The sequence below is a fragment of the Halobacillus sp. H74 genome (genome assembly GCF_052246715.1).
Classification (GTDB): Bacteria; Bacillota; Bacilli; order Bacillales; family Halobacillaceae; genus Halobacillus; species Halobacillus litoralis_A.
The window spans coordinates 1-19,147 of sequence record NZ_JBQQCI010000017.1; the positions used below are offsets into that span (position 1 = coordinate 1).

The window sequence follows — 19,147 nt, forward strand, 5'->3', positions numbered from 1 at the left end:
GATATATGATTTTCATAATATAAAGACTCCATTTGAAAGAATTTCTACAAACATCTAGTGTTATATTGCTAATCTTTTTTATGTTTAACAATACAAGCTAAATAATTCTTGTTTATTAAAGAAAAAGAGCTATTGTTGAACAACACAGGTAGAAAATGATCATTTTTTAAAAAATAAAACTTAAATATGCTGGATAAGAATCCATTTTTTGGTGGTATACCGATAGAAATTAGGCGAGAACAAACTAATTGAGTTATTCTGAGTCTTCCACAAACCTGCCCTAAACATTAAGAAAAGAGCAATTCCTTTGTTTCGGAATTGCCCCAGTTAACGTAAGACTTGATTTCGAGATATTTTGTATAAATGATTAATTCATGCCCCCAATGGCGGAGTAGAATAGCATTTAAAACGGTCCACCTGCTCGACCATTACCTTTTTGCGCTTCTGCCTTTCTTTCTATATTTTCCTTATCTTGGGCTGATTCACTTTGTGTCTTCCCTTCCCACTTTTTCGGAGGGTTTATCTTTTTGTTTCTGAAGTCCCTATACTTAATAAATCCAATTACAATTACTACTGTACTTATCGTAATAATTGGAATAAGGCTTTCCATCATTAGACCTCCTCAAAATCCTTCATTTCTCGTTAGTTCAATACTTTCATCCATTTATAGAAAAAGGAACCAAACATTATTCAAGATTTGCCCCCGATTGCTTAAGTCCTGAATTCAAAATAATCAGTAGTATAGTCACAAATTAATTATCCAGAATCCATAGTAATGAAACCCTTTTTAGCTAAGATTTGTTTAGCATCTGATTAGCTTTGTGACAGTCTTTTTGTTTCACTAGCACATCATAGGTTGTGCCGAATTCACTACTCTCTTGCCCTGCCATTGGCGTAGAAGACTTAGTTTTGGAACGTATACCAGCTTCGCTAAGAGCCCCTTTTACCCTTCCATATTCATAGGTGTCTTGAGTTACGTAGATTGTTTTCCAACTATTTTCTTTGAGGTATTTAAAAATTTTTCTTAACATATTAGTTAGCAATAGGTAAGCGTTTGAGGATGGGGGTATTGTTTTTTATATTAAGGATTTAGAGGAAAAAATAGAGGACCTTAGAGAGAAAATGTATAGTATGTATTTGGAAAACCCTCAAAACCCCCAAACCCCCAATTAATAGTTATCTCGCAATCTTTAGACGGACTCCTGAATGAGTATGGTCATCAGACGAAGAAAAAAAGATATACCTTTTATGTTGGTCTATATAGTTGGTTGCGAAGGTCACCCTATATCTAAAGGGTGGCCTCTATTTTTACTAAACTGCGCGCATATAAGTTATCCAAGAAAATCCCCCGTTTTTATAATACTTGAATTCGAGATAATTTTGTTTTTGCACCTCATTTTTCTCCTTTCTATTTATAATGTTTACAACAAAATCTCCAGTATTGTTAAAGACGGATTTAGATTATCCAGTGATTACTATAAAGGGTTATGGTTTAAAGTAGGTACAAACTGTGATTCATCGAAAGGATCAAAAAGTTTGACTTACCGTCAATTTCAGTTGATTACAATAAAGAATCCTATTAGGATTGGAAAATATTTTACCTCATCGTTTTTCTTATCTGGAGCAACCTAAGTATGTCGATATTATCCTTAGGAAGTATGGAAAGGCGGTATTTTTGTGTCCGATATATCTTGGAATGTATTTTGTCAGACAGGAAACATTGAGGCGTATTTATTAATGAAGGAATTGGAAGTATTACGTGAATCACCAGGGTCATCAATAGTTCCCGAACTCCTAGAACAGGAAGAGTAAAAGAGAGAACCCAATCACATTAATCATTAATAGGAGGGAAAGATATCATGCCAATTATCAAGATTTCCTCATCATTGTCGACGTACTACGAGTCCTCGGGAACAGACTCTCCAGTTGTATTTATCCATCCGCCGCATATGGGCCATCACGTCTTCAAATACCAACATGAACTTTCTGATCATTTTCGGGTAATTACATACGATATCCAGGGTCATGGAAGAAGTGGAGTAAGTGATGAAAAGGTGACTATTTCCCGCCTTGCCGCCGATTTATCTACTTTTCTGGATGCGCTAGGAATTGATCAAGTTACCATTGTAGGTTATTCAGCAGGAGGTTCAATTGCTCAGGATTTTGCGCTAACCTATCCTGAGCGTGTCAAGGCACTCGTGCTTTCAGGGGGATTTCCACAAGTAAGTACATTTACTTTAAAAAAGCAATATCAATTCGGTTTGGCACTAGTACGATCTGGACAAAGTGAGCTTTTAAGTAAACTCTTAGCGTGGTCTCATAAAGTCACGAAAGAAGACCAACGCATTCTTCTTGATGAGTGTTTAAGAGCACACCCTCAAAGCGCTTACGATTTTTATAAACAGAGCATGAACTATATGTGTACCCACCTTTTGCACAACCTTCACTGTCCATTGCTTCTATTATATGGTCAATTCAGCCATATTCGTCCTTATGTAGAGCTTTATAAGCGGGAAGTTCCGCAAATGGAAAGCGTACTGGTCGGCAAATCTTCTCACCAATTACCAATCAGAAGTTATCGTTCATTTAATCACGCACTTTTAAGTTTTTTAAAATATTTGTGATGTAGTTGCTCCGTTCAGTATTTCCTTTTAACCGGAATAGGCACTACATCCATATATGGGGGAAGTGGAGGGTTTTCCGGTCATTAGAGTTTAACCTCTAAGAGTTAACTAACAGATGCAATTGGAAAACATGGGGCACTCTTCCTTCTTACGCAAGTAAATTTGTGTAAATAGCCACCCTTTATATGGAACAGGAAAGGACGCCCTCCCGAATGTGAAGGCGCCCTCAATCAATATTGAGATAATATATCATCTTACAAAGGCTAGTATGGCCGTTTCTTTACTCGTGAAGTCATCAAAATTTAACATTGCATTAGACTCGTCATGGGTATTTACAGAATAAATGTTTCTGATAATAGTCCTTGACATCTCTAAATACAACATGCGGTTCACCCACCCCAGGCCCAGCCACTTTGGCCAAATTCGAAGAACCATGTGTCTGCTATTTATTTAATTAACTGTTCAATATCGTACTTTCTGTAATAACCATCTATTCCTGGTTTTGAGATGAGGAGCAATTTAAAGATGTCGTTAAACAAGAAAATAACGGTGTTGCATTGGATATCGATTTACTTGAAATTATGGATCAGGGGTATAAGACAATAAAAGACTCGTGGTATGGAACCATTTTGAGATATTCGATGATTTCCTTATTTTCAAGCCCTAATGTCGATTTTAAACCGTGAATGATCATACGTAGATACTCTTTCGAAGGTTGATGAAATGGAACGTCTAAATCCCAATCAGCTGTAAAAGTGAGGACGGGATATCCATCCTCATCACCTAAGTATAATACAGTTATTAAATACTTTCTACTATAAGTGAGGTGCTTATCATCCTGTTTCAACCCTATAAATCCCACACCTTGTTGTTGCCAACGGTCAGATTCCATTGCAAAATATAAAGGATAATGCATGATATAGGTTGCTTCCTTAATAGGAGGAGTCGGGTCTTCACAGCCTACTTCCACTTTTTGAGAGCCCTCAGGCTTACCTCCTTTTATGTAACATAAAAATCGATCTCTATTTAGATTAGAACCATAGCCAATTCCCACTCTTCATCGGATTCGATATGGTATATGGCAAGCTCATCCCCATCATTCGCTTTTTCCTCATAACGGAAAGTGAATACTTCTACGTCCTCATCTTCCTTTAGTTCGGTAGGGACTACTGATACATAGGTTTCTTCTGTTTGACCTAAATCAAATGTGAACAATACTTCAAATAAGTGTTCTTCTCCATTCTCGTCAGGGATAATAATTCGTTCTTCTTTTTCTAATGACATCCTGTTTCCTCCTTTATTGTCAAATATCATTTTCTTTAGTTGCTTTTCGAAATAGTTCACTGGTTGTCGTATAGTCACGCCCAGTCTATTTTTTTCATTCATCGTCCTTTTTATCCTTTGCACCTGCTTCTTCTCGATTCAACGTATAAAATCAAATTGACCTTTAAATCCCCATGGTTTCAACAATTTCAAAACACAGCGAGTGAAAGGCTTTTTTTTATTCTATTTACTTGAATAATATACTTTTTGTTTCGATTATCTTTCCTTAAATTACTAATCGGAAATGGAATAAATAGTAAGTCATAACCCTTTTACCTCTGAGCAAAATAACAATGGTATTAATGAAATGAAGGAGAGAGGGATATGACAGTAATCAATGATGTGAAAACCACCTTAGCTGGCCTGAAAAGTGCCCAGGCAAGCTTTGAAACATTTGCATTAGGTACGGAGAATCAGCAAGCTAAACAGTTGTATGAACAATCCGCAAAAGATACACAAGATTTAATTAATAATTTAGAAGCTCGTGTCACTCAGATTGAAGGAGAAGAACCTCAATACAAACAATAGTAATGGTGAACGGAAGAGGTTAGCTCATTATTGCTGACCTTTTCTTTTTTAACCCACATGATCAAGGGTGGTGAACATAATATGAAAAGATTCTTAACCGTAATGCTTGCTGTAAGTGTTTTGGCTTCCGGCTGCCAGGAGGAGAAGGAGACAAAAGACAAGAATGAATCTTCACAAACTGTCCAGCTTTCTACTAATAAACAAACAGCCGACCAAACCCCTTCTAAACAAGCTGAAAGTGTGCTGCAAAAGAAAAATCACTTAAAAGACATTCAAGCTGTAAACGATGATAAAAAGATTTTAATTGCGGCTCAACCCCCCCATAATGAGCGTTTTAAAATAGCAAAGATAGAAAATAAAATAACCAAGCAAGCCGAAAAACAATTTCCTGGCCACGAGGTTACACTCTCTTTAGATCTGAAAATTCGTTTAGAAGTTAAAGAGTTGAAACAGCAAATAAAAAATAAGGAAGTCAGTAGGAAAGAAGTAACAAAAGAAATTGACCGACTCATCAACCTTTCTAAAAGAAATCAATGAAGCAGGTGTTTACATGTCCAATAAAAAGAAAAAGAATCTGACTCCGGTTCAACAGGAATATCAACAATTTCAAAGTGATCGTGAAGTCAAACGACCCGTGCTGAAAAATTGTATAAAAGCTTTTCTAATTGGGGGATTAATTTGTTTAGTTGGACAATGCATTCAAACCTTTTTCATATATAACTTTAATTTCACCGAACAGACAGCTGGGGATCCTACAATAGCTGTAATGATTTTTCTTACAATGCTTTTAACTGGATTTGGTATTTATGATCGATTGGCTCAGTTCGCGGGAGCAGGGTCTGCTGTACCCGTTACAGGGTTCGGTAATGCTGTCATTTCCGCCTGTATAGAACACCGCACCGAAGGGATAATCCTTGGAGTGGGCGGAAATATGTTTAAACTGGCTGGTTCAGTTATCATGTCCGGAGTTTTTGCTGCTTTTATTATTGCTTTAATAAAGACCATTCTTATCGAATGGGGTGGACTGTAATGCGGACATGGGTATTTAACAATAAGCCAGTGATTGTTTCCACGGGTACAGTGGGTGGTCCATTTGAAGCTAAAGGAAAGATTGCTGAAGACTTCGATCTCTTACATGAAGATCTTTGGTTAAAGGAAGATACGTATGAAAAGGCCCACAAAGTGATGTTGGAAGAAGCTTCCTTAAGAGCCACAGAAAAAGCTCGTATAACAAAAGAACACGTTCAATTCTTCCTTGGCGGAGATTTGATCAATCAAATTACTCCAACGAGTTTCTCAGCTAAAACGATCGGAGCTGCGTATCTCGGATTATTTGGGGCCTGTTCTACATCCATGGAAGGACTGGCATTAGCTGCTTTTCTTGTAAATCATGGAGGAGCTGACTGCGTGTTGACCGGATCATCCAGTCATAATGCTGCTGTTGAGAAACAGTTTCGGTACCCGACAGAGTACGGCGCCCAGAAGCCGCCTACTTCGCAATGGACGGTCACCGGCGCAGGGGTATCCCTGCTCAGGAATAAAGGGGAAGGACCCAGGGTTACTTCAGCTACGATCGGAAAGGTTATAGACATGGGATTGACAGACCCGTTTAATATGGGAGGAGCTATGGCTCCGGCAGCAGTGGATACTATTCAAACCCACTTAAAAGAGCGCGATATTGATCCGTCCTATTATGACTTAATTGTCACAGGCGATCTAGGTCACATTGGCAGAGAATGTGCGCTCGATTTGTTCACCAAACATCATATCGAAGTAACCACGGAACAGTTTCAGGACTGCGGATTGATGATTTACAGAGAAGATCAGCCGGTGTTGGCAGGAGCCAGCGGCTCTGGTTGTTCTGCGGTTGTAGTCTATGGTCACTTATTAAATCGAATGAAAAAAGGAGAATTTAAACGTATGCTCGTCGTGGCGACGGGTGCCTTGTTGTCTCCTTTGACTTATCAACAAGGGGAAACGATACCGTGCATTGCCCACGCGGTTTCTATTGAATATGGGGGTGGGAAAGAATGATATTTTTTTGGGCTTTCGTAATAGGCGGTATGATATGTGTCCTTGGACAAATTATGTTCGATGTGTTTAAACTAACGCCTGCCCACACCTTGAGTATATTAGTCGTATCCGGAGCAATATTAGATGGATTCGGATTATATGAGCCTCTCATTGCTTTTGCAGGGGCCGGCGCTACGGTTCCTATTACAAGCTTTGGGAATGCTTTAGTTCACGGTGCTATGAAAGACGCTGAGGCTTATGGTGTCGTTGGTGTCATTACAGGGATGTTTGAAGTCACAAGTGCTGGTATCTCAGCCGCTATCATATTCGGTACAATCGCGGCTCTCATCTTTAAACCAAAGGGATAAGGAGGGAGATTATGACAGTAGGTGCTAACGTCAAACAATGTCTTGCGACGTTAAAAAGTATAGAAGCAGGCCTTTCCACTCTTGCCAGTAACTCGAGTGATGAAGAGGCACAACGTCTCTTTCATGAACAAATGATAGTTATGGAAGAAATTAAAGAAGACATCATGAAACGTGTTGGTGAATTGGAACAAGAAGAAGAGCAGTATAAAGGATTTTAATTAGGGAGTGATCGAGGTGCCGGACTGGCTGGACGTGGCCGTAAGAGGGGTCATATTTTTAATTGTTTTATTTTTAATGACAAAACTATTAGGTAAAAAGCAACTGTCTGAACTATCTTTTTTTGAGTATGTTTCTGGAATTACTATCGGTAGTATCGCATCAGAAGTGATTATCAATCTTGATAAAAAAATCTGGAACGGTGTGATTGGAATTGCAGTCTTTTCTGTCTCGATCCTTCTTATAGAAATTCTTTCTCTATACCGTAAACGGGTACGCGATCTTGTTGAGGGATCAGGCACAGTGGTAATTAAGGATGGGAAAGTGTTGGAAGACAATTTAAAGAAAGAAAATTACTCAACAGATGAGCTGCTCCAATTATTAAGAGGGAAGAACATCTTTAATCTTTCTGAGGTAGAGTATGCCGTCCTCGAACCAAATGGATCCGTAAGTGCCCTTCTTAAGAAAGATTACCGACCGGTAACGCGCAAGGACCTTGGTTTAACGAGTGTGAATGAAATAGAACCTCAGACTGTGATCATGGATGGGGAGATCCTCGATGAAGCCCTGAACACCATTGGGAAAAACCGTGGCTGGTTACAGGAAGAGTTAGATAAGCAGAATGTTTCGATTGAAAATGTATTCCTCGGACAAGTCGATTCCTACGGAGCCCTTTCCTTGGACTTATTTGATGATAAAATCGAAGTCTCAGAGTCGCAGGAGAGGCCATTATTACTTGCCAATATGAAAAAGTGCCAGGCTGATTTAGAAGTATTTTCCTTAGCTACAGAATCGGAGACGGCAAAGAACATCTACGCAAAGAACGCGAAAAAACTTGAGGAATCGATACAAAAGTTGACCCCCTATCTGAAGAGTTAATAGGTAATGTGCTCTCTGATAATCCGCAAGAACTTAAGAAAGCCTCTACTTTTTGAGTTAAGGCTTTACATAGTCATTTCGCATAACACGTTGAGAAATTTCATCACGAACATATATTCCATTCAATAAATAGTTCCTTTTTACAATAAATAATAAATGAAATATAGATGGATAGAACAATTAATCTGGTTCTTTCTGAAGAAATTGAGGTTTTTATCTCGAAACTGAGTCTTATACTATGCTGCCCGTAAGCGAAAAAGCGATTGCTCATATTGAACAATCGCCCCCGTTTTTAAAAGACTTGATTTCGAAATATGAAGTGTATTTTCAACTATCGTAACCGTTTGTTTAGTACATTTACTGACATGACAATAGGGTATTCGTGTGGAATACTTGATTAAAAAACATTTACCGGAACTTTGTGACTAAAAGGTTCGTTTCAAAGCGATTAACAACTATGTACAGTTCTATTTAAGAAATATTAAGTTTCTTTTCCAGTAAATCAGTAATAGAGGATGCGATGTGTGGTTTGAAAGGTCTAAACCTAAGGGTTCTTTAATGAGAGCTGAGACCTTTGCAAAGTGACTTAATCATACCAAGGATCAAGTTTAATTCTATTGTAATGTCCAGATTCTGCTCGACGTGACGGGCTCTTTGTTGGGTTTGGTTGCTCCTTCTGCAATTCACCCACTTTATCCTCCATTTTACTTAACTCTTCACGTGTCACATATATTCGTTCCATGCTTACCCTCTCATTAAAAGCAAGAAGTCTTCCAGGACCTCTTGCAATAAGTTCTTTCAACCAAAAGTTTACTTTCTAAAATAAAACAACTTAAAAATCAGTAACGAGATCCGTTAATAATATATTTTGCTACAACATGTTTTTGGTTGAGCATAATCACTCTAAGACGAAATAAAGAATCACCATAAAATGATGATTCTTTTCTCTTCACTCATATTTCTTTAATAATATGGATACGGATAATATGGATACGGATAATATGGTTGAGGATAGTATGGATATGGAGTAACATAAGGGAATAGCGCTAAGGCTGCTAAAGATGCAAGTGGGAAGTCGCGACGTCTAAAGCGTCGGAATCTTCTTCTAGGTCGCCCATAGCCCCCATAATATTGACGAATATCCCCTACACCTTCACTTTCTCGCTCCATAACATCTTCACCGACTAACACACTAACTCTGTCCATACCCACATTTTCGATAATTCCATCAAAAGAGCTACCATCTTTCATTGTCATAGTCACATGATAATACATATAATTTTTACATTTATCATGTAAATTCCTCGTACCTTCATGTTGATAGTAGTCCCCATAATTTTCCACACCCATTGTATCCTCCCCTTTCAGATAAATGGTATTCGCCTAAAAGGAGAAAATTACATTCCCATAAAAATAATATCAAATTTTTCAAAAATTATTATTCAACTGGCGACATCCAGCTGGGCAGAATTGTATTTGGCATTTAACCCATTTATGAAATGGCAGTATATTTTTTGTATTTAAAAGACCTTCAATATTAGCATCAGTGTATAAAATGATGTATATTGAAGTTTTTTTGGTGAAGTTTGTTAAAGTAAAGCCCCCAATACATGAAGACTTGAAATCAAGATATCTCTTTACTTTTTACGATAAGAACCGTTTTCTTTCATCAGAGGAAGGCAACATGCATTTTTCCTTAGTGCCAAACCATTTATATCTATTTTTAGCAATAAGCCCATAAAAGAAGTCTCTGATAGGCTTTGGGATAACTAACAGGACATAAGGCATTTTCCATATTCCTCTTAAATTTTTGCAAACTCGAAGGGCTGCCGATGATTTATAGTAGCAATTGTTATCTTCTATAAGCACAAAACTATCGATGCCCTCTGGAGCATTGTACTTATTCAATAATTCTTTTCCTATAACACTTTGTAACGAAGCAAATTTAATGTTTCCTTTTGGATCTCTTTTGATAATGAATTGAACGCTTTGGTCACAAAAATTACACTCTCCATCAAAAAGAACAATTCTCTCCATTCCAATCCCACCTTTCTTTTAGTATAAGTCTTATTTTTTCTTCTCTTTTTTTAGGACAATAAATTTTGGATAACTCAAATCCAATCTATTACCCGTTAGTGAATTAGCGATTGTCCATGTTTTACTGTCGCCCCATTACCATAATATTAAGTATCCATATAAACTAATTAAGAATTATGTATTGAATATCTGACATAATTGTCTACACTCTCAGCATATGGAACTTCTACCTTATGAGTGATTACTCAGCAACTCATATAGATTCCGCACGCCTTACTTGAATACTTTTTCGTAAGATATTTAAGAGTGTAAAAAATTCCAAACATAAAAAATAGAATTAACACTATTCATGAATTTTGAGAAAAGATTCCTCCATTAAATAAATTGTTAACAGGTCTTCAATCAGTCAAATATTTATTTATTCAACACCTCTTTTAATTCCTTAGCTTGACTCGAGTTAATAGTGTAATATTCTCCTGAACCATCAGAAAACATAGCACTACCATCTTCTTGATACCATACAAATCTTTTTTCCTCTTGCATCTCTTGATAAGTTTCACCTGAGCTTCTAGTCGTGAAGAAAACATTAGGGTCACTATTCACCTTATCTCTTGGGGTTTCTTAATTTTTTTTTCAGATTCAATAACATCTTCTACTCTAACTATTTTTTTTGAATCACTGATTTCTTGTTCTATATTCATGCTGGGTCCTTCTTCATAAAAATTGGGAGTGCCAACTAACATTATTTTATTTCCCTCTACCGAATTTTCTTCCCCATTTTGAGTTGAGTTTTTTTGATTTGTTGACTCTCCATTACTCTCTGCACATCCTACAATGAATACAGATAAACTAATAAACAAAATAATAAAAAATTGATTTTTCAAAAAACCACTCCGTTCTTAATGCTTCGATTTGGTTCTCATTGTTGCACGATATGTTATTTTAATATTTACCATTTGATATTTACAATTAAATTGAACGTCAAACTCTCTTGGAGATAGCTCTCTAAAATATAACCACTTTACTCCAAAACCTCTTGAAGCACAATAAGCGATAGCTCCCACTATGCAACTATCGCACCCCGTTTTTATAAGACTTGATTTCGAGACACTCAGTCATACTTATATCGATATTCTTACTCAGGTTTCTCGCTTGATTGCTTTATAAAGTATAAATACCAACGAATAAACTAAACCCAGCTGCAAGTAATGATGTGAAAGCGATTGGTTTTCGTTTTCGAAATTCAGCAAGTCCCATTACAACAAGCAATCCACCCATTAATAGCAAAATATAAGGCATTATTATTCCAGATTTTCCAGTTATCAAACCATAACTAGATAGAGCTACTACAACAGTCGTCAAAATTATTCTAAGTATTTTCACCAGTACTCCCCCCTCAAAAATAAAATTTACTCATGTATCCGAACATTTCTTAAAACAAAGTCAAATTAAATACCTCTTAAAGATTAGCCCCCGTTAGTTGAAAAGGAAATTTCCTACAACTCCAATTAAAATCATTAAGAAAAAGCTCCCAAACAAAAAATATCCTATTAACTTTATTGGTAGTGGTAGTTTTCCTCCACTAGCTTTAGGATAACCTTCAATATTTTGTTTGTGGGCTATAGCATCATTGAATGGTTTATGTTGGTTTCCATTATCCATAGACGATTCAACACCTCCATTATAGAAGTTCAATAGTCTTCCTCGTTCACCTTTATTGAAATTCCTCATATTACACATACGATACTTATCCAATTTAGTTTCAAAATAACTAATATCTCGAAACTGATTCTTCAACAATCCTGCCCAAAACATTGAGAAGAGGGCAATTCTTCTGTTTTAGAATTGCCCCCGAATGTTTAAGGCTCGAAATCAAGATATCTTGGAATAGATCTTTAAATAACGCATCCGTTTCTTGAAAGGTAGATTTAAATTACTCCATAATTTCTATATTTTTCACCTCAAAATCATTAGGGTCCCAATCATCCTCAGCTGTTGTATCAATGAAGGTAGCTTTCACATTTTGACCAACCTCAAGCTCAGATGTGTCCTTCACTTTTAATGGCGATTCATCTATATAAACCATTCCTCCTTCAATCTTTGTAATTTCCCCTGTAATCTCTTCTTCGGAATAATTTGAACATGCAACTAACATCAAGACCAACAAGAGTACAACATTAACTCTCCTCATTTTTCACCCTCCAACACATGCTCTTATTAAATTAATCTACTCCGTGTTGCCCTTTTAATCAATCGCCCCCGTTTACGTAAGACTCGGATTCAAGATATATTTCTTACTGTTCTTTTACTTTAAACTACTCATATCCCTCCATTGGATTACATTTTCAATTATCTTACGGAAGTACCGTAGTTTTTTAATCGGACAAATATTTTTTCAACGCCTCTTTTAATTCCTTAGCTTGACTCGATTTGATAGTGTAATATTCTCCCGAACCATCGTTAAGAACAGCGCTACCATCTTCTTGATACCATACAAATCTTCTTTCTTATGGAGTATCTTCTTTAGTTCCAACTGACTTTGTAATCGTGAAGAAGACATCGGGATCACCGTTTATCTTATCTTGGGGTTTCTCAATTTTTTAGCAGTTTCAATAACATCTTCAGCTCTAACTATTTTTTTTGAATCACTGATTTCGTAATCCATATTCACGCTTGGTCCTTCTCCATTAGAATTGGGAGTGCCAACTAAAATTATTTTATTTCCCTCTACCGAATTTTCTTCCCCATTTTGGTTAGATGGTTTTTGATCTGTTGACTCTCCATTACTCTCCTCACATCCAATAATGAATACAGATATACTTATAAACAAAGTAGTCAAGAATTGTTTTTTCAAAAAATCACTCCATTCATAATGCTTCGATTGTGTTCTCTTTGTTGCACGATTAGGTATTATAATATTTTCCATTTGATATTTACAATCAATTTGAACGTCAAAACATCTTGTAGCAAAATATGCGATAGTCCAACTGTACAACAATCGCTCCCGTTCGTAAGACTCGGATTCAAGATATTCTAAAAGCAGCGAGAGTTTAGTTAAAGTTAAAGAACTTAAATTTCTAAACTCATGGTTAAAGTCCTTTTTTTAAAGCCCATTTTTTCATATAATTCAATAGCTTTATTATCAGAAAATACGCTTAGTCGGACTTCAGAATACCCTTCATTTTTAAGATGATCCACGCCAGATCTCATTAACTTTTTGGAAATACCTTTACCTCTGAATACTTCTAAAACAAACAACTCATAAATAAATCCGATTGTTTCATTTGTGAATTGATCTTTACTGCTCCCTAATAGTACCCAGCCCATCAATTCATGGCCATCTGTCGCAATTAAGTAATAACTTCCTCTATCTAAAAGGGACTCCACAAGTTGAGTGACTTTTTCTCTGGTTGGTTTTACTTCACCTAATGTCCCATCCAAAATTGCTTGGGGAGATAAAGATATTACTTTTTCGAGTTCATTATCATTAGCTTTTCTTATTATCATCGACCTTCACCCTCCTATCTACATATTTACAGATCCAATAATCGCGGCCTCCTGACCATGTAATGGGAGAATGTCTTATTCAACATTCGCCCCCAATACATGAAGACTCGATATCAAGATAAACTACTGCAAGAGCACCAACCTTCTAATAGTCGATATATCAGAGAAGGTTACATTCATTGAAGATCGAGCTCTAAAAGGGAAACATTGAATTTAACTACTTATAGTGGCTATAACAATAAAAATAATCATTGAAACTGCATTCGGAGCACTAATTAACAAAAGTCCAGTTATCCATTTGCTTTTACCATCCCTATCTTTCTTAACTTCTGTATTGTAATTTGCTCTGTTCCTATCTCCACTTACAAATGCACCTGTTAAAAGGCCGGTAATTAATAACGGAACAACAGCACTTATCCCTATTATTTTGACAGACGTTTCCCATTCATTTGTATATAGTCCATAAATCAAAGAAGAAAGTGTGACTACTAGTCCAATTCCGAAACATATCAACTTCACATAAACACCCCTTACCATAACTACGTTAACAAAACACTTCAGTTTCATTTAAATATATTTTCTAAAGACTTTCTTCAAAAGAAAAAAGGGACGATCCCTCTTATTGAGTAATCGCCCCCGTTTATGTAGGACTTGATTTCGAGATAACTACTTTATGCTCCAAAATGCTAAGTGCCGAACTAAGGAATTATTTAGTCCTTGTCAACTAACTCTGTGACTAGCTTATTCAAAAGAAAAACGCATCTAAATAAGCAACCGGAAATTATTCCAAATGCAATAATCCCCCCAAATAGTGGTCCAGCCATCATCAATAACCAACCTAGTACTGCAGCTAAAATTATAGAAAAGAATAAAAACAATTCAACTCGACCCTTTCTCTTTCATATGTTCCAATTAACTCTTGAAAAAGGCTCCCCATGTAAAGAATCGCCCCCGCTTTTATAAGACTTGATTTCGAGATAATTGAAGGATATTCTCACCTAACGCTCTCGTTACTTAAACAACTTTACTTCTTCCTAAATACTCTCCTTACTACGACAACGACAAGAACGATAGGCAATAATTAATATAATTATCCCAGACAAATTAAAACTATGTAACATGGTATACCTCGATTCTTCTTAAAAATGCTTCGTTTACTTAAATGTTTCAGCTTCTGTTTCGGTTAACCACTTATAGATAGGTATTTCCTACCGTTCTGAGAAAACACCCAAACATTCCTTGACAGGAATGTTCCTTATAAGGAATAATTAATTTAACACCAATGAGCGACATAGATTAAAGTGAAAAAACTAGAAGGTGATTCATAATGTAACACCATAAATTATTTATGAAAAACACACATGTTAGGAGAAAATTCATCATGAACGTACAAACATTTAGTGCACTGGCAGAACCCAACCGTCTTGCTATAGTCGACCTTCTACTTGACGAACCTCTTCCAGTAGGGGAGATTGCAGGGAAGTTAAACCTGAACCAGCCCCAAACTTCAAAACACCTTCGCGTTTTGAGCGACGCTGGTCTTGTTGAGGTTGAGCCGCTAGCTAATCGTCGGATATATAAGCTAAGACCAGAACCACTTCAAGAGATGGATAAGTGGCTTGACTCCTACCGTCGAATGTGGGAATCGCGGATGGATCGGTTGGAAGATTATCTTAAGGGTTTAAAGGAAAAAAAACACTGAATTGATGATTAGGCAACGACATAATAGTCACCTTTTCCCTAAGATTATTTAACTTTGACGATGATGAAGATAATGACTTTGCTGTACAGGTAAAGAGAAAATGGAAAAGGTTTATACATTTGAGGGAGGAATTAAAATGTCAATCAATGAATTAAAATCTAGAGTAGAAAACGATCAGGTGCTAGTACTGGAGCGCAACTTCGATGCACCACGCGATCTCGTTTTTAAAATGTTTAAAGAACCTGAGCATCTCCAGCATTGGTGGGGACCTAATGGCTGGGAACTTCCAGTTTGCCACGTTGATTTCCGACCGGGCGGTACTTGGCATTTCTGTATGAAGTGTATGGATCAGGGTCAAGGAGAATATTATGGGATGGAGTTTTGGGGGAAAGTCGTTTACAAGAATATTATTGAACCAGAGATGATTACTTATACCGATTATTTCTCGGATGCTGATGGTAATATTGACGAAGCGATGCCTTCATCCGAGATCACTTTGGAATTCATCGATATGGATGGAAAGACGAAGCTAATTAACCGTACAGAGTATGAGTCTGCGGTAGCTCTCAATAAAGTCATGGATATGGGCATGCTGCAGGGCATTACAGAAACTTGGAACCGCCTGGAAGAGTATCTTAAAGAAGTTAAATAACTATTATTAAATCAGAAAGTATCAATCACAATGAAAAGGAGGAATATCAATCACTAATCAAAAAATTGTCCCCCATCTGTGGTTTAATCAGGAAGCCAAAGAAGCAGCACAATTTTATACATCTATTTTCCCCGATTCAAAAGTCACCAATATCACAACAATTCGTAACACGCCATCTGGAGATAGTGACGTCGTATCTTTTCATATTGCAGGATATTCATTCATGGCCATAAATGGAGGTCCGCATTTCCAGTTTAATCCTTCTATATCTTTTTTTATCAATTTTGACCCTTCTAAAGATGAGAACGCAAGGGAAAATTTAGATCAGGTCTGGGAAAAGCTGTCCCAAGGCTGTACACCACTTATGCCACTTCAAGAGTATCCGTTCAGTAAACACTACGGATGGATCAAGGATAAGTATGGCCTGACATGGCAGCTGATGCTCACGAACCCGGATGGTGAAGAACGACCATTTATCGTACCTTCATTGATGTATGTTCAAGATGTGGTAGGGAAGGCAGAAGAAGCCAGTGACTTTTATCTTTCTGTATTCAGTGAGTCAAGACGAGGGGATATCGCTCGTTATCCAGCAGGCATGGAACCAGATGAAGAAGGGTCTGTGATGTTTACAGATTTTATGCTTGAAAAGCAATGGTTTGCTGCTATGGATAGTGCTCAGTCACATAATTTCAAATTTAATGAAGCTATTTCACTATTAGTTCGATGCAAAAATCAAGAAGAGATTGATTACTACTGGGAAAAGCTATCCTCAGATTCAAAAGCAGAACAATGTGGCTGGATAAAAGATAGGTATGGTGTCTCCTGGCAAATCTGGCCGGAGGTTATGGGAGAAATGATGGCAAATGGGACAACAGAACAATTGAACCGATTAACAAACGCATTTCTCCAAATGAAAAAAATTAACATAGAAAAATTAATAGAAACATATCAAGGTAAGTAATAATTATCTTGCTCTCAATTGATTATAAAGCTGGTTAGCGCCAGCTTTTTTTATTTCACAATGTCAATAAAATACGACATTAAGAATCTCCAATAGCTCATAGGGTTATTTAAGCAGTTGCCCCCATTACTGGAAGACTCGATATCGAGATATTCTGGAGAAAACCTTAAAAATACGGTCTACATATAATGAGTTTTTGAACATAGTGATTCATTACATATACGCTAAAGGATCTTTCCTATTTTTCTTGCTTCTTATAACGAAACACTAAGTACCACCAATAAAGCAAATATGCAAATATCACCAACCATAACCACGCCCATAATTCAAATTCCTTTACACTATTTATGAAGTATTCAAATTCATTCTGATCGCCTCTACCTATACTTGAGAAGACAAGTAAAATAGTAGATAAAGGAATTAAGACAATCGAAATAAGCGAGGAAATTAATAATTGTTTTTTTATTATCATGCGAATCGCCATAGAGAAGGAAATAATTATAAATAAGTAAAAAACAGCAACAATCCAGAAAGGTACTGTTGGAGACATATTATTCACCACCTTTCAATGCAAAGTAACCTAAAAGATCTATGTATTCTAGGGGTTATAACTTATTCTCTAAGCCATCAATAAATGCTGGCTCTCTATCAAAATTATTAAACTAAAGCCCCCTTAAGTTCAACTAGTACACAACTATTTAGTAAGAACAGCGAATAATACCATTGCCACTATTGACAGGAAAAATATAGCATCAAAAAACAGCCATAACTTTAATAATGTAGAACCGTTTTTTATGACTCGTATTAAATCACTTAATTTTGAAATGTGTACTTCCTTTTCTTGTGCATCAAGCTCCTGCATATTTGAATTTTTCATTTTTGTTCTCCAAAACCTTTTTCCTTCTTCCGTAAATTGAAACCAATAAAGACACAACGATCCTCCTAAAACAATTGAACTTATACTGACTAATAAAATTATTAGTTTAAGGTTATCCATGTTATACGTCCTCCAATTTACAACCAACTAAACCCATTTTTAGTTTTGTTCGCCAAATATTATTTTATCATCTTGTTTTGATTTATTGTATATTGCCATCAGCATAACAACTAGCAATCAATATACTTAAACTCCATTGGTAATTAAAAAGACTTGAAACCTAATCTTTTACAAACAAACTTACAGACACTGTTAATGTGAGGAAAAATTCATCTGTTCTGTTCACTTTTTTGGTCAACCTTCCTTAAAGTACAATCGTATCAAATTTATTTCACCCATTTAATCAGGAAAAATATGGTTATCCCTTATCTGATTAATCCTACCTTAACTAAATATCCTCAATTTAATGATAAATAATTTTGAAAATGAATTATCGGAGAAAAGAAAAAGACGACCACTTTGATGATCGCCATGTTCCACTCTTGCCCCCTAAACATGAAAACTCGGTATCAAGATAATTTGTATGCAGTACATGTAAATTAGATTATATTGTTGTAGGCTGTGGCTAACCAAATAATTAATAAAGCAAACATTAAAGCAGCTAATAAATTTATCCAATTCTTTTTATTATCACGTCGAACTTTTTCGATAAGCATTATGGCAAAAAAACCAATAGCAAAGATAAAAACAAAATAAAGATTCCACCCTAAGTCAAATATTAGGTCTATAGAAACGACTATCAATAAAACAATGGCATAAGGTATGAGATCATTAATAGTGCTCTTAAGAAAAATCATTATCATTCCCCCTCATCTTTCTTATAAATATAATTACATAAAATTTAAGTAATGCCTCCGTTTGTTTAAGTCTTTATATTAAGATAAGGTAACGTTAACTACATTTATTAACTACCTTTTATTTACATTAACAAAATAATTATTGAAGTAACTAAAAATGGTGAACCAAATATGCCAATCACCATTCCTAGTCTCCTGTCTTCTCTACCACCTCTATCTTCTGAAGCTACATTTAATTCAGATCTTCTAATAAAAATTTTCATCAAAAAAGCAGAAATAAATGCTGATCCAAAACCGATAGTATTGACTATACTAATGAACATTTTCATGCTAATAAATGTTGTAAATGACAATATAATTAATAATACAACACCATATAATATTGCCTTTCTCAATATCACACCTCTTTCTTTAAGTTATATATATCGTTTATATCTATAAAAATGTTGACTTATGATTTTCCCTATTAAATTAAAGCCCCCTCGTATATTATTATTAACCAGATTTTTTCTGGTTTTTAAATCCATTATACCTTTATCCAAAGGTATAATGGGGTTAAATCAGATTGAGGTTGTCGCTCTGCCCCCTTGAAGCATTGTCTTC

Annotated in this window: 28 protein-coding genes; 12 read left to right on the plus strand and 16 right to left on the minus strand. The window is 36.0% G+C overall.

What is annotated here, in order from left to right; translation table 11 throughout:
* Window positions 1-403: 403 nt before the first annotated feature.
* Window positions 404-610 carry a hypothetical protein gene (locus tag ACTWPX_RS21320; protein ID WP_443121439.1) on the minus strand — a complete coding sequence of 69 codons (207 nt, stop codon included), beginning with the start codon at window positions 608-610 and terminating at the stop codon, window positions 404-406.
* A gap of 1,067 nt (window positions 611-1,677) precedes the next feature.
* Between ACTWPX_RS21320 and ACTWPX_RS21325 the strand changes: the two genes are divergently transcribed.
* Window positions 1,678-1,812: a YqzL family protein gene (locus ACTWPX_RS21325; protein WP_443121440.1), complete on the plus strand. Its 135-nt coding sequence runs from the start codon at window positions 1,678-1,680 to the stop codon at window positions 1,810-1,812.
* 47 nt (window positions 1,813-1,859) lie between these two features.
* Window positions 1,860-2,624, plus strand: a complete 765-nt coding sequence (locus ACTWPX_RS21330) for an alpha/beta fold hydrolase (protein WP_443121441.1) — start codon at window positions 1,860-1,862, stop codon at window positions 2,622-2,624.
* A 586-nt stretch (window positions 2,625-3,210) separates the two neighbouring features.
* Here ACTWPX_RS21330 and ACTWPX_RS21335 read toward each other — a convergent pair.
* The gene (locus ACTWPX_RS21335; RefSeq protein WP_443121442.1) at window positions 3,211-3,540 is read right to left on the minus strand and encodes a hypothetical protein; all 330 of its coding nucleotides are present in this window, start codon (window positions 3,538-3,540) and stop codon (window positions 3,211-3,213) included.
* A 110-nt stretch (window positions 3,541-3,650) separates the two neighbouring features.
* Window positions 3,651-3,908, minus strand: coding sequence for a DUF1292 domain-containing protein (locus ACTWPX_RS21340; protein WP_443121443.1), 258 nt, complete (start codon window positions 3,906-3,908; stop codon window positions 3,651-3,653).
* A gap of 363 nt (window positions 3,909-4,271) precedes the next feature.
* Here ACTWPX_RS21340 and ACTWPX_RS21345 point away from each other — a divergent pair, with 363 nt between their 5' ends.
* The 7 genes from ACTWPX_RS21345 to ACTWPX_RS21375 all read left to right on the plus strand — a co-directional run bounded on the left by ACTWPX_RS21345 (window position 4,272) and on the right by ACTWPX_RS21375 (window position 7,951).
* Entirely contained in the window at window positions 4,272-4,475 is a 204-nt protein-coding gene (locus tag ACTWPX_RS21345; RefSeq protein ID WP_443121444.1) for a DUF1657 domain-containing protein, read from the plus strand.
* An 81-nt stretch (window positions 4,476-4,556) separates the two neighbouring features.
* The gene (locus tag ACTWPX_RS21350) at window positions 4,557-5,012 is read left to right on the plus strand and encodes a YhcN/YlaJ family sporulation lipoprotein (RefSeq protein ID WP_443121445.1); all 456 of its coding nucleotides are present in this window, start codon (window positions 4,557-4,559) and stop codon (window positions 5,010-5,012) included.
* Window positions 5,013-5,025: 13 nt separating this feature from the next.
* Complete coding sequence (spoVAC, locus tag ACTWPX_RS21355) at window positions 5,026-5,505, plus strand: stage V sporulation protein AC (RefSeq protein ID WP_443121446.1); 480 nt, start codon at window positions 5,026-5,028, stop codon at window positions 5,503-5,505.
* On the plus strand, window positions 5,505-6,509 hold the full coding sequence (gene spoVAD, locus ACTWPX_RS21360) for a stage V sporulation protein AD (RefSeq protein ID WP_443121447.1): 1,005 nt from the start codon (window positions 5,505-5,507) through the stop codon (window positions 6,507-6,509). The genes spoVAC and spoVAD overlap by 1 nt, the downstream gene beginning before the upstream one ends.
* Window positions 6,506-6,856: a stage V sporulation protein AE gene (gene spoVAE, locus ACTWPX_RS21365; RefSeq protein ID WP_443121448.1), complete on the plus strand. Its 351-nt coding sequence runs from the start codon at window positions 6,506-6,508 to the stop codon at window positions 6,854-6,856. The genes spoVAD and spoVAE overlap by 4 nt, the downstream gene beginning before the upstream one ends.
* 11 nt (window positions 6,857-6,867) lie before the next feature.
* Window positions 6,868-7,074: a DUF1657 domain-containing protein gene (locus ACTWPX_RS21370; protein WP_443121449.1), complete on the plus strand. Its 207-nt coding sequence runs from the start codon at window positions 6,868-6,870 to the stop codon at window positions 7,072-7,074.
* Window positions 7,075-7,090: 16 nt separating this feature from the next.
* Window positions 7,091-7,951: a DUF421 domain-containing protein gene (locus ACTWPX_RS21375; protein WP_443121450.1), complete on the plus strand. Its 861-nt coding sequence runs from the start codon at window positions 7,091-7,093 to the stop codon at window positions 7,949-7,951.
* Window positions 7,952-8,914: 963 nt separating this feature from the next.
* Here the strand turns inward: ACTWPX_RS21375 and ACTWPX_RS21380 are convergent.
* The 9 genes from ACTWPX_RS21380 to ACTWPX_RS21420 form a co-directional block, all read right to left on the minus strand.
* Complete coding sequence (locus ACTWPX_RS21380; RefSeq protein WP_443121451.1) at window positions 8,915-9,301, minus strand: hypothetical protein; 387 nt, start codon at window positions 9,299-9,301, stop codon at window positions 8,915-8,917.
* Window positions 9,302-9,595: 294 nt separating this feature from the next.
* Window positions 9,596-9,988, minus strand: a complete 393-nt coding sequence (locus ACTWPX_RS21385) for a thiol-disulfide oxidoreductase DCC family protein (RefSeq protein WP_443121452.1) — start codon at window positions 9,986-9,988, stop codon at window positions 9,596-9,598.
* 599 nt (window positions 9,989-10,587) lie between these two features.
* On the minus strand, window positions 10,588-10,872 hold the full coding sequence (locus tag ACTWPX_RS21390; RefSeq protein WP_443121453.1) for a hypothetical protein: 285 nt from the start codon (window positions 10,870-10,872) through the stop codon (window positions 10,588-10,590).
* A gap of 277 nt (window positions 10,873-11,149) precedes the next feature.
* Window positions 11,150-11,371 carry a DUF3953 domain-containing protein gene (locus ACTWPX_RS21395; protein ID WP_443121454.1) on the minus strand — a complete coding sequence of 74 codons (222 nt, stop codon included), beginning with the start codon at window positions 11,369-11,371 and terminating at the stop codon, window positions 11,150-11,152.
* Between the two features lie 93 nt (window positions 11,372-11,464).
* Entirely contained in the window at window positions 11,465-11,650 is a 186-nt protein-coding gene (locus ACTWPX_RS21400) for a hypothetical protein (protein WP_443121455.1), read from the minus strand.
* A gap of 271 nt (window positions 11,651-11,921) precedes the next feature.
* Window positions 11,922-12,179 (minus strand): hypothetical protein, encoded by a 258-nt coding sequence (locus tag ACTWPX_RS21405; RefSeq protein WP_443121456.1) that lies wholly within the window; start codon window positions 12,177-12,179, stop codon window positions 11,922-11,924.
* Window positions 12,180-12,560: 381 nt separating this feature from the next.
* Window positions 12,561-12,983 (minus strand): hypothetical protein, encoded by a 423-nt coding sequence (locus tag ACTWPX_RS21410; protein WP_443121457.1) that lies wholly within the window; start codon window positions 12,981-12,983, stop codon window positions 12,561-12,563.
* 74 nt (window positions 12,984-13,057) lie between these two features.
* Window positions 13,058-13,495, minus strand: a complete 438-nt coding sequence (locus ACTWPX_RS21415; protein WP_443121458.1) for a GNAT family N-acetyltransferase — start codon at window positions 13,493-13,495, stop codon at window positions 13,058-13,060.
* Window positions 13,496-13,708: 213 nt separating this feature from the next.
* A complete protein-coding gene (locus tag ACTWPX_RS21420; RefSeq protein ID WP_443121459.1) occupies window positions 13,709-14,014 on the minus strand; it encodes a DUF5316 family protein in 306 nt (101 codons plus the stop codon).
* A gap of 862 nt (window positions 14,015-14,876) precedes the next feature.
* On the opposite strand from ACTWPX_RS21420, the gene ACTWPX_RS21425 reads away from it, so the two are divergent.
* The 3 genes from ACTWPX_RS21425 to ACTWPX_RS21435 all read left to right on the plus strand — a co-directional run bounded on the left by ACTWPX_RS21425 (window position 14,877) and on the right by ACTWPX_RS21435 (window position 16,810).
* Window positions 14,877-15,197, plus strand: a complete 321-nt coding sequence (locus ACTWPX_RS21425; protein ID WP_443121460.1) for an ArsR/SmtB family transcription factor — start codon at window positions 14,877-14,879, stop codon at window positions 15,195-15,197.
* A gap of 136 nt (window positions 15,198-15,333) precedes the next feature.
* Complete coding sequence (locus ACTWPX_RS21430) at window positions 15,334-15,849, plus strand: SRPBCC domain-containing protein (RefSeq protein ID WP_443121461.1); 516 nt, start codon at window positions 15,334-15,336, stop codon at window positions 15,847-15,849.
* A gap of 64 nt (window positions 15,850-15,913) precedes the next feature.
* Complete coding sequence (locus tag ACTWPX_RS21435; RefSeq protein WP_443121466.1) at window positions 15,914-16,810, plus strand: VOC family protein; 897 nt, start codon at window positions 15,914-15,916, stop codon at window positions 16,808-16,810.
* Window positions 16,811-17,048: 238 nt separating this feature from the next.
* Here the strand turns inward: ACTWPX_RS21435 and ACTWPX_RS21440 are convergent, their stop codons facing one another.
* The 4 genes from ACTWPX_RS21440 to ACTWPX_RS21455 all read right to left on the minus strand — a co-directional run bounded on the left by ACTWPX_RS21440 (window position 17,049) and on the right by ACTWPX_RS21455 (window position 18,939).
* Window positions 17,049-17,360, minus strand: a complete 312-nt coding sequence (locus ACTWPX_RS21440) for a hypothetical protein (RefSeq protein ID WP_443121462.1) — start codon at window positions 17,358-17,360, stop codon at window positions 17,049-17,051.
* A 144-nt stretch (window positions 17,361-17,504) separates the two neighbouring features.
* A complete protein-coding gene (locus ACTWPX_RS21445; RefSeq protein WP_443121463.1) occupies window positions 17,505-17,807 on the minus strand; it encodes a hypothetical protein in 303 nt (100 codons plus the stop codon).
* 479 nt (window positions 17,808-18,286) lie between these two features.
* Entirely contained in the window at window positions 18,287-18,544 is a 258-nt protein-coding gene (locus ACTWPX_RS21450; RefSeq protein ID WP_443121464.1) for a hypothetical protein, read from the minus strand.
* A gap of 122 nt (window positions 18,545-18,666) precedes the next feature.
* Complete coding sequence (locus ACTWPX_RS21455) at window positions 18,667-18,939, minus strand: hypothetical protein (RefSeq protein ID WP_443121465.1); 273 nt, start codon at window positions 18,937-18,939, stop codon at window positions 18,667-18,669.
* Window positions 18,940-19,147 lie beyond the last annotated feature (208 nt).

Coding starts and splice junctions, on each gene's coding strand:
- ACTWPX_RS21320 (WP_443121439.1), bottom strand. CDS start 610: ATGGAAAGCCTTATTCCAATTATTACGATAAGTACAGTAGTAATTGTA.
- ACTWPX_RS21330 (WP_443121441.1), top strand. CDS start 1,860: ATGCCAATTATCAAGATTTCCTCATCATTGTCGACGTACTACGAGTCC.
- ACTWPX_RS21335 (WP_443121442.1), bottom strand. CDS start 3,540: ATGCATTATCCTTTATATTTTGCAATGGAATCTGACCGTTGGCAACAA.
- ACTWPX_RS21340 (WP_443121443.1), bottom strand. CDS start 3,908: ATGTCATTAGAAAAAGAAGAACGAATTATTATCCCTGACGAGAATGGA.
- ACTWPX_RS21345 (WP_443121444.1), top strand. CDS start 4,272: ATGACAGTAATCAATGATGTGAAAACCACCTTAGCTGGCCTGAAAAGT.
- ACTWPX_RS21350 (WP_443121445.1), top strand. CDS start 4,557: ATGAAAAGATTCTTAACCGTAATGCTTGCTGTAAGTGTTTTGGCTTCC.
- spoVAC (WP_443121446.1), top strand. CDS start 5,026: ATGTCCAATAAAAAGAAAAAGAATCTGACTCCGGTTCAACAGGAATAT.
- spoVAD (WP_443121447.1), top strand. CDS start 5,505: ATGCGGACATGGGTATTTAACAATAAGCCAGTGATTGTTTCCACGGGT.
- spoVAE (WP_443121448.1), top strand. CDS start 6,506: ATGATATTTTTTTGGGCTTTCGTAATAGGCGGTATGATATGTGTCCTT.
- ACTWPX_RS21370 (WP_443121449.1), top strand. CDS start 6,868: ATGACAGTAGGTGCTAACGTCAAACAATGTCTTGCGACGTTAAAAAGT.
- ACTWPX_RS21380 (WP_443121451.1), bottom strand. CDS start 9,301: ATGGGTGTGGAAAATTATGGGGACTACTATCAACATGAAGGTACGAGG.
- ACTWPX_RS21385 (WP_443121452.1), bottom strand. CDS start 9,988: ATGGAGAGAATTGTTCTTTTTGATGGAGAGTGTAATTTTTGTGACCAA.
- ACTWPX_RS21400 (WP_443121455.1), bottom strand. CDS start 11,650: ATGGATAATGGAAACCAACATAAACCATTCAATGATGCTATAGCCCAC.
- ACTWPX_RS21405 (WP_443121456.1), bottom strand. CDS start 12,179: ATGAGGAGAGTTAATGTTGTACTCTTGTTGGTCTTGATGTTAGTTGCA.
- ACTWPX_RS21415 (WP_443121458.1), bottom strand. CDS start 13,495: ATGATAATAAGAAAAGCTAATGATAATGAACTCGAAAAAGTAATATCT.
- ACTWPX_RS21425 (WP_443121460.1), top strand. CDS start 14,877: ATGAACGTACAAACATTTAGTGCACTGGCAGAACCCAACCGTCTTGCT.
- ACTWPX_RS21430 (WP_443121461.1), top strand. CDS start 15,334: ATGTCAATCAATGAATTAAAATCTAGAGTAGAAAACGATCAGGTGCTA.
- ACTWPX_RS21440 (WP_443121462.1), bottom strand. CDS start 17,360: ATGTCTCCAACAGTACCTTTCTGGATTGTTGCTGTTTTTTACTTATTT.
- ACTWPX_RS21445 (WP_443121463.1), bottom strand. CDS start 17,807: ATGGATAACCTTAAACTAATAATTTTATTAGTCAGTATAAGTTCAATT.
- ACTWPX_RS21450 (WP_443121464.1), bottom strand. CDS start 18,544: ATGATTTTTCTTAAGAGCACTATTAATGATCTCATACCTTATGCCATT.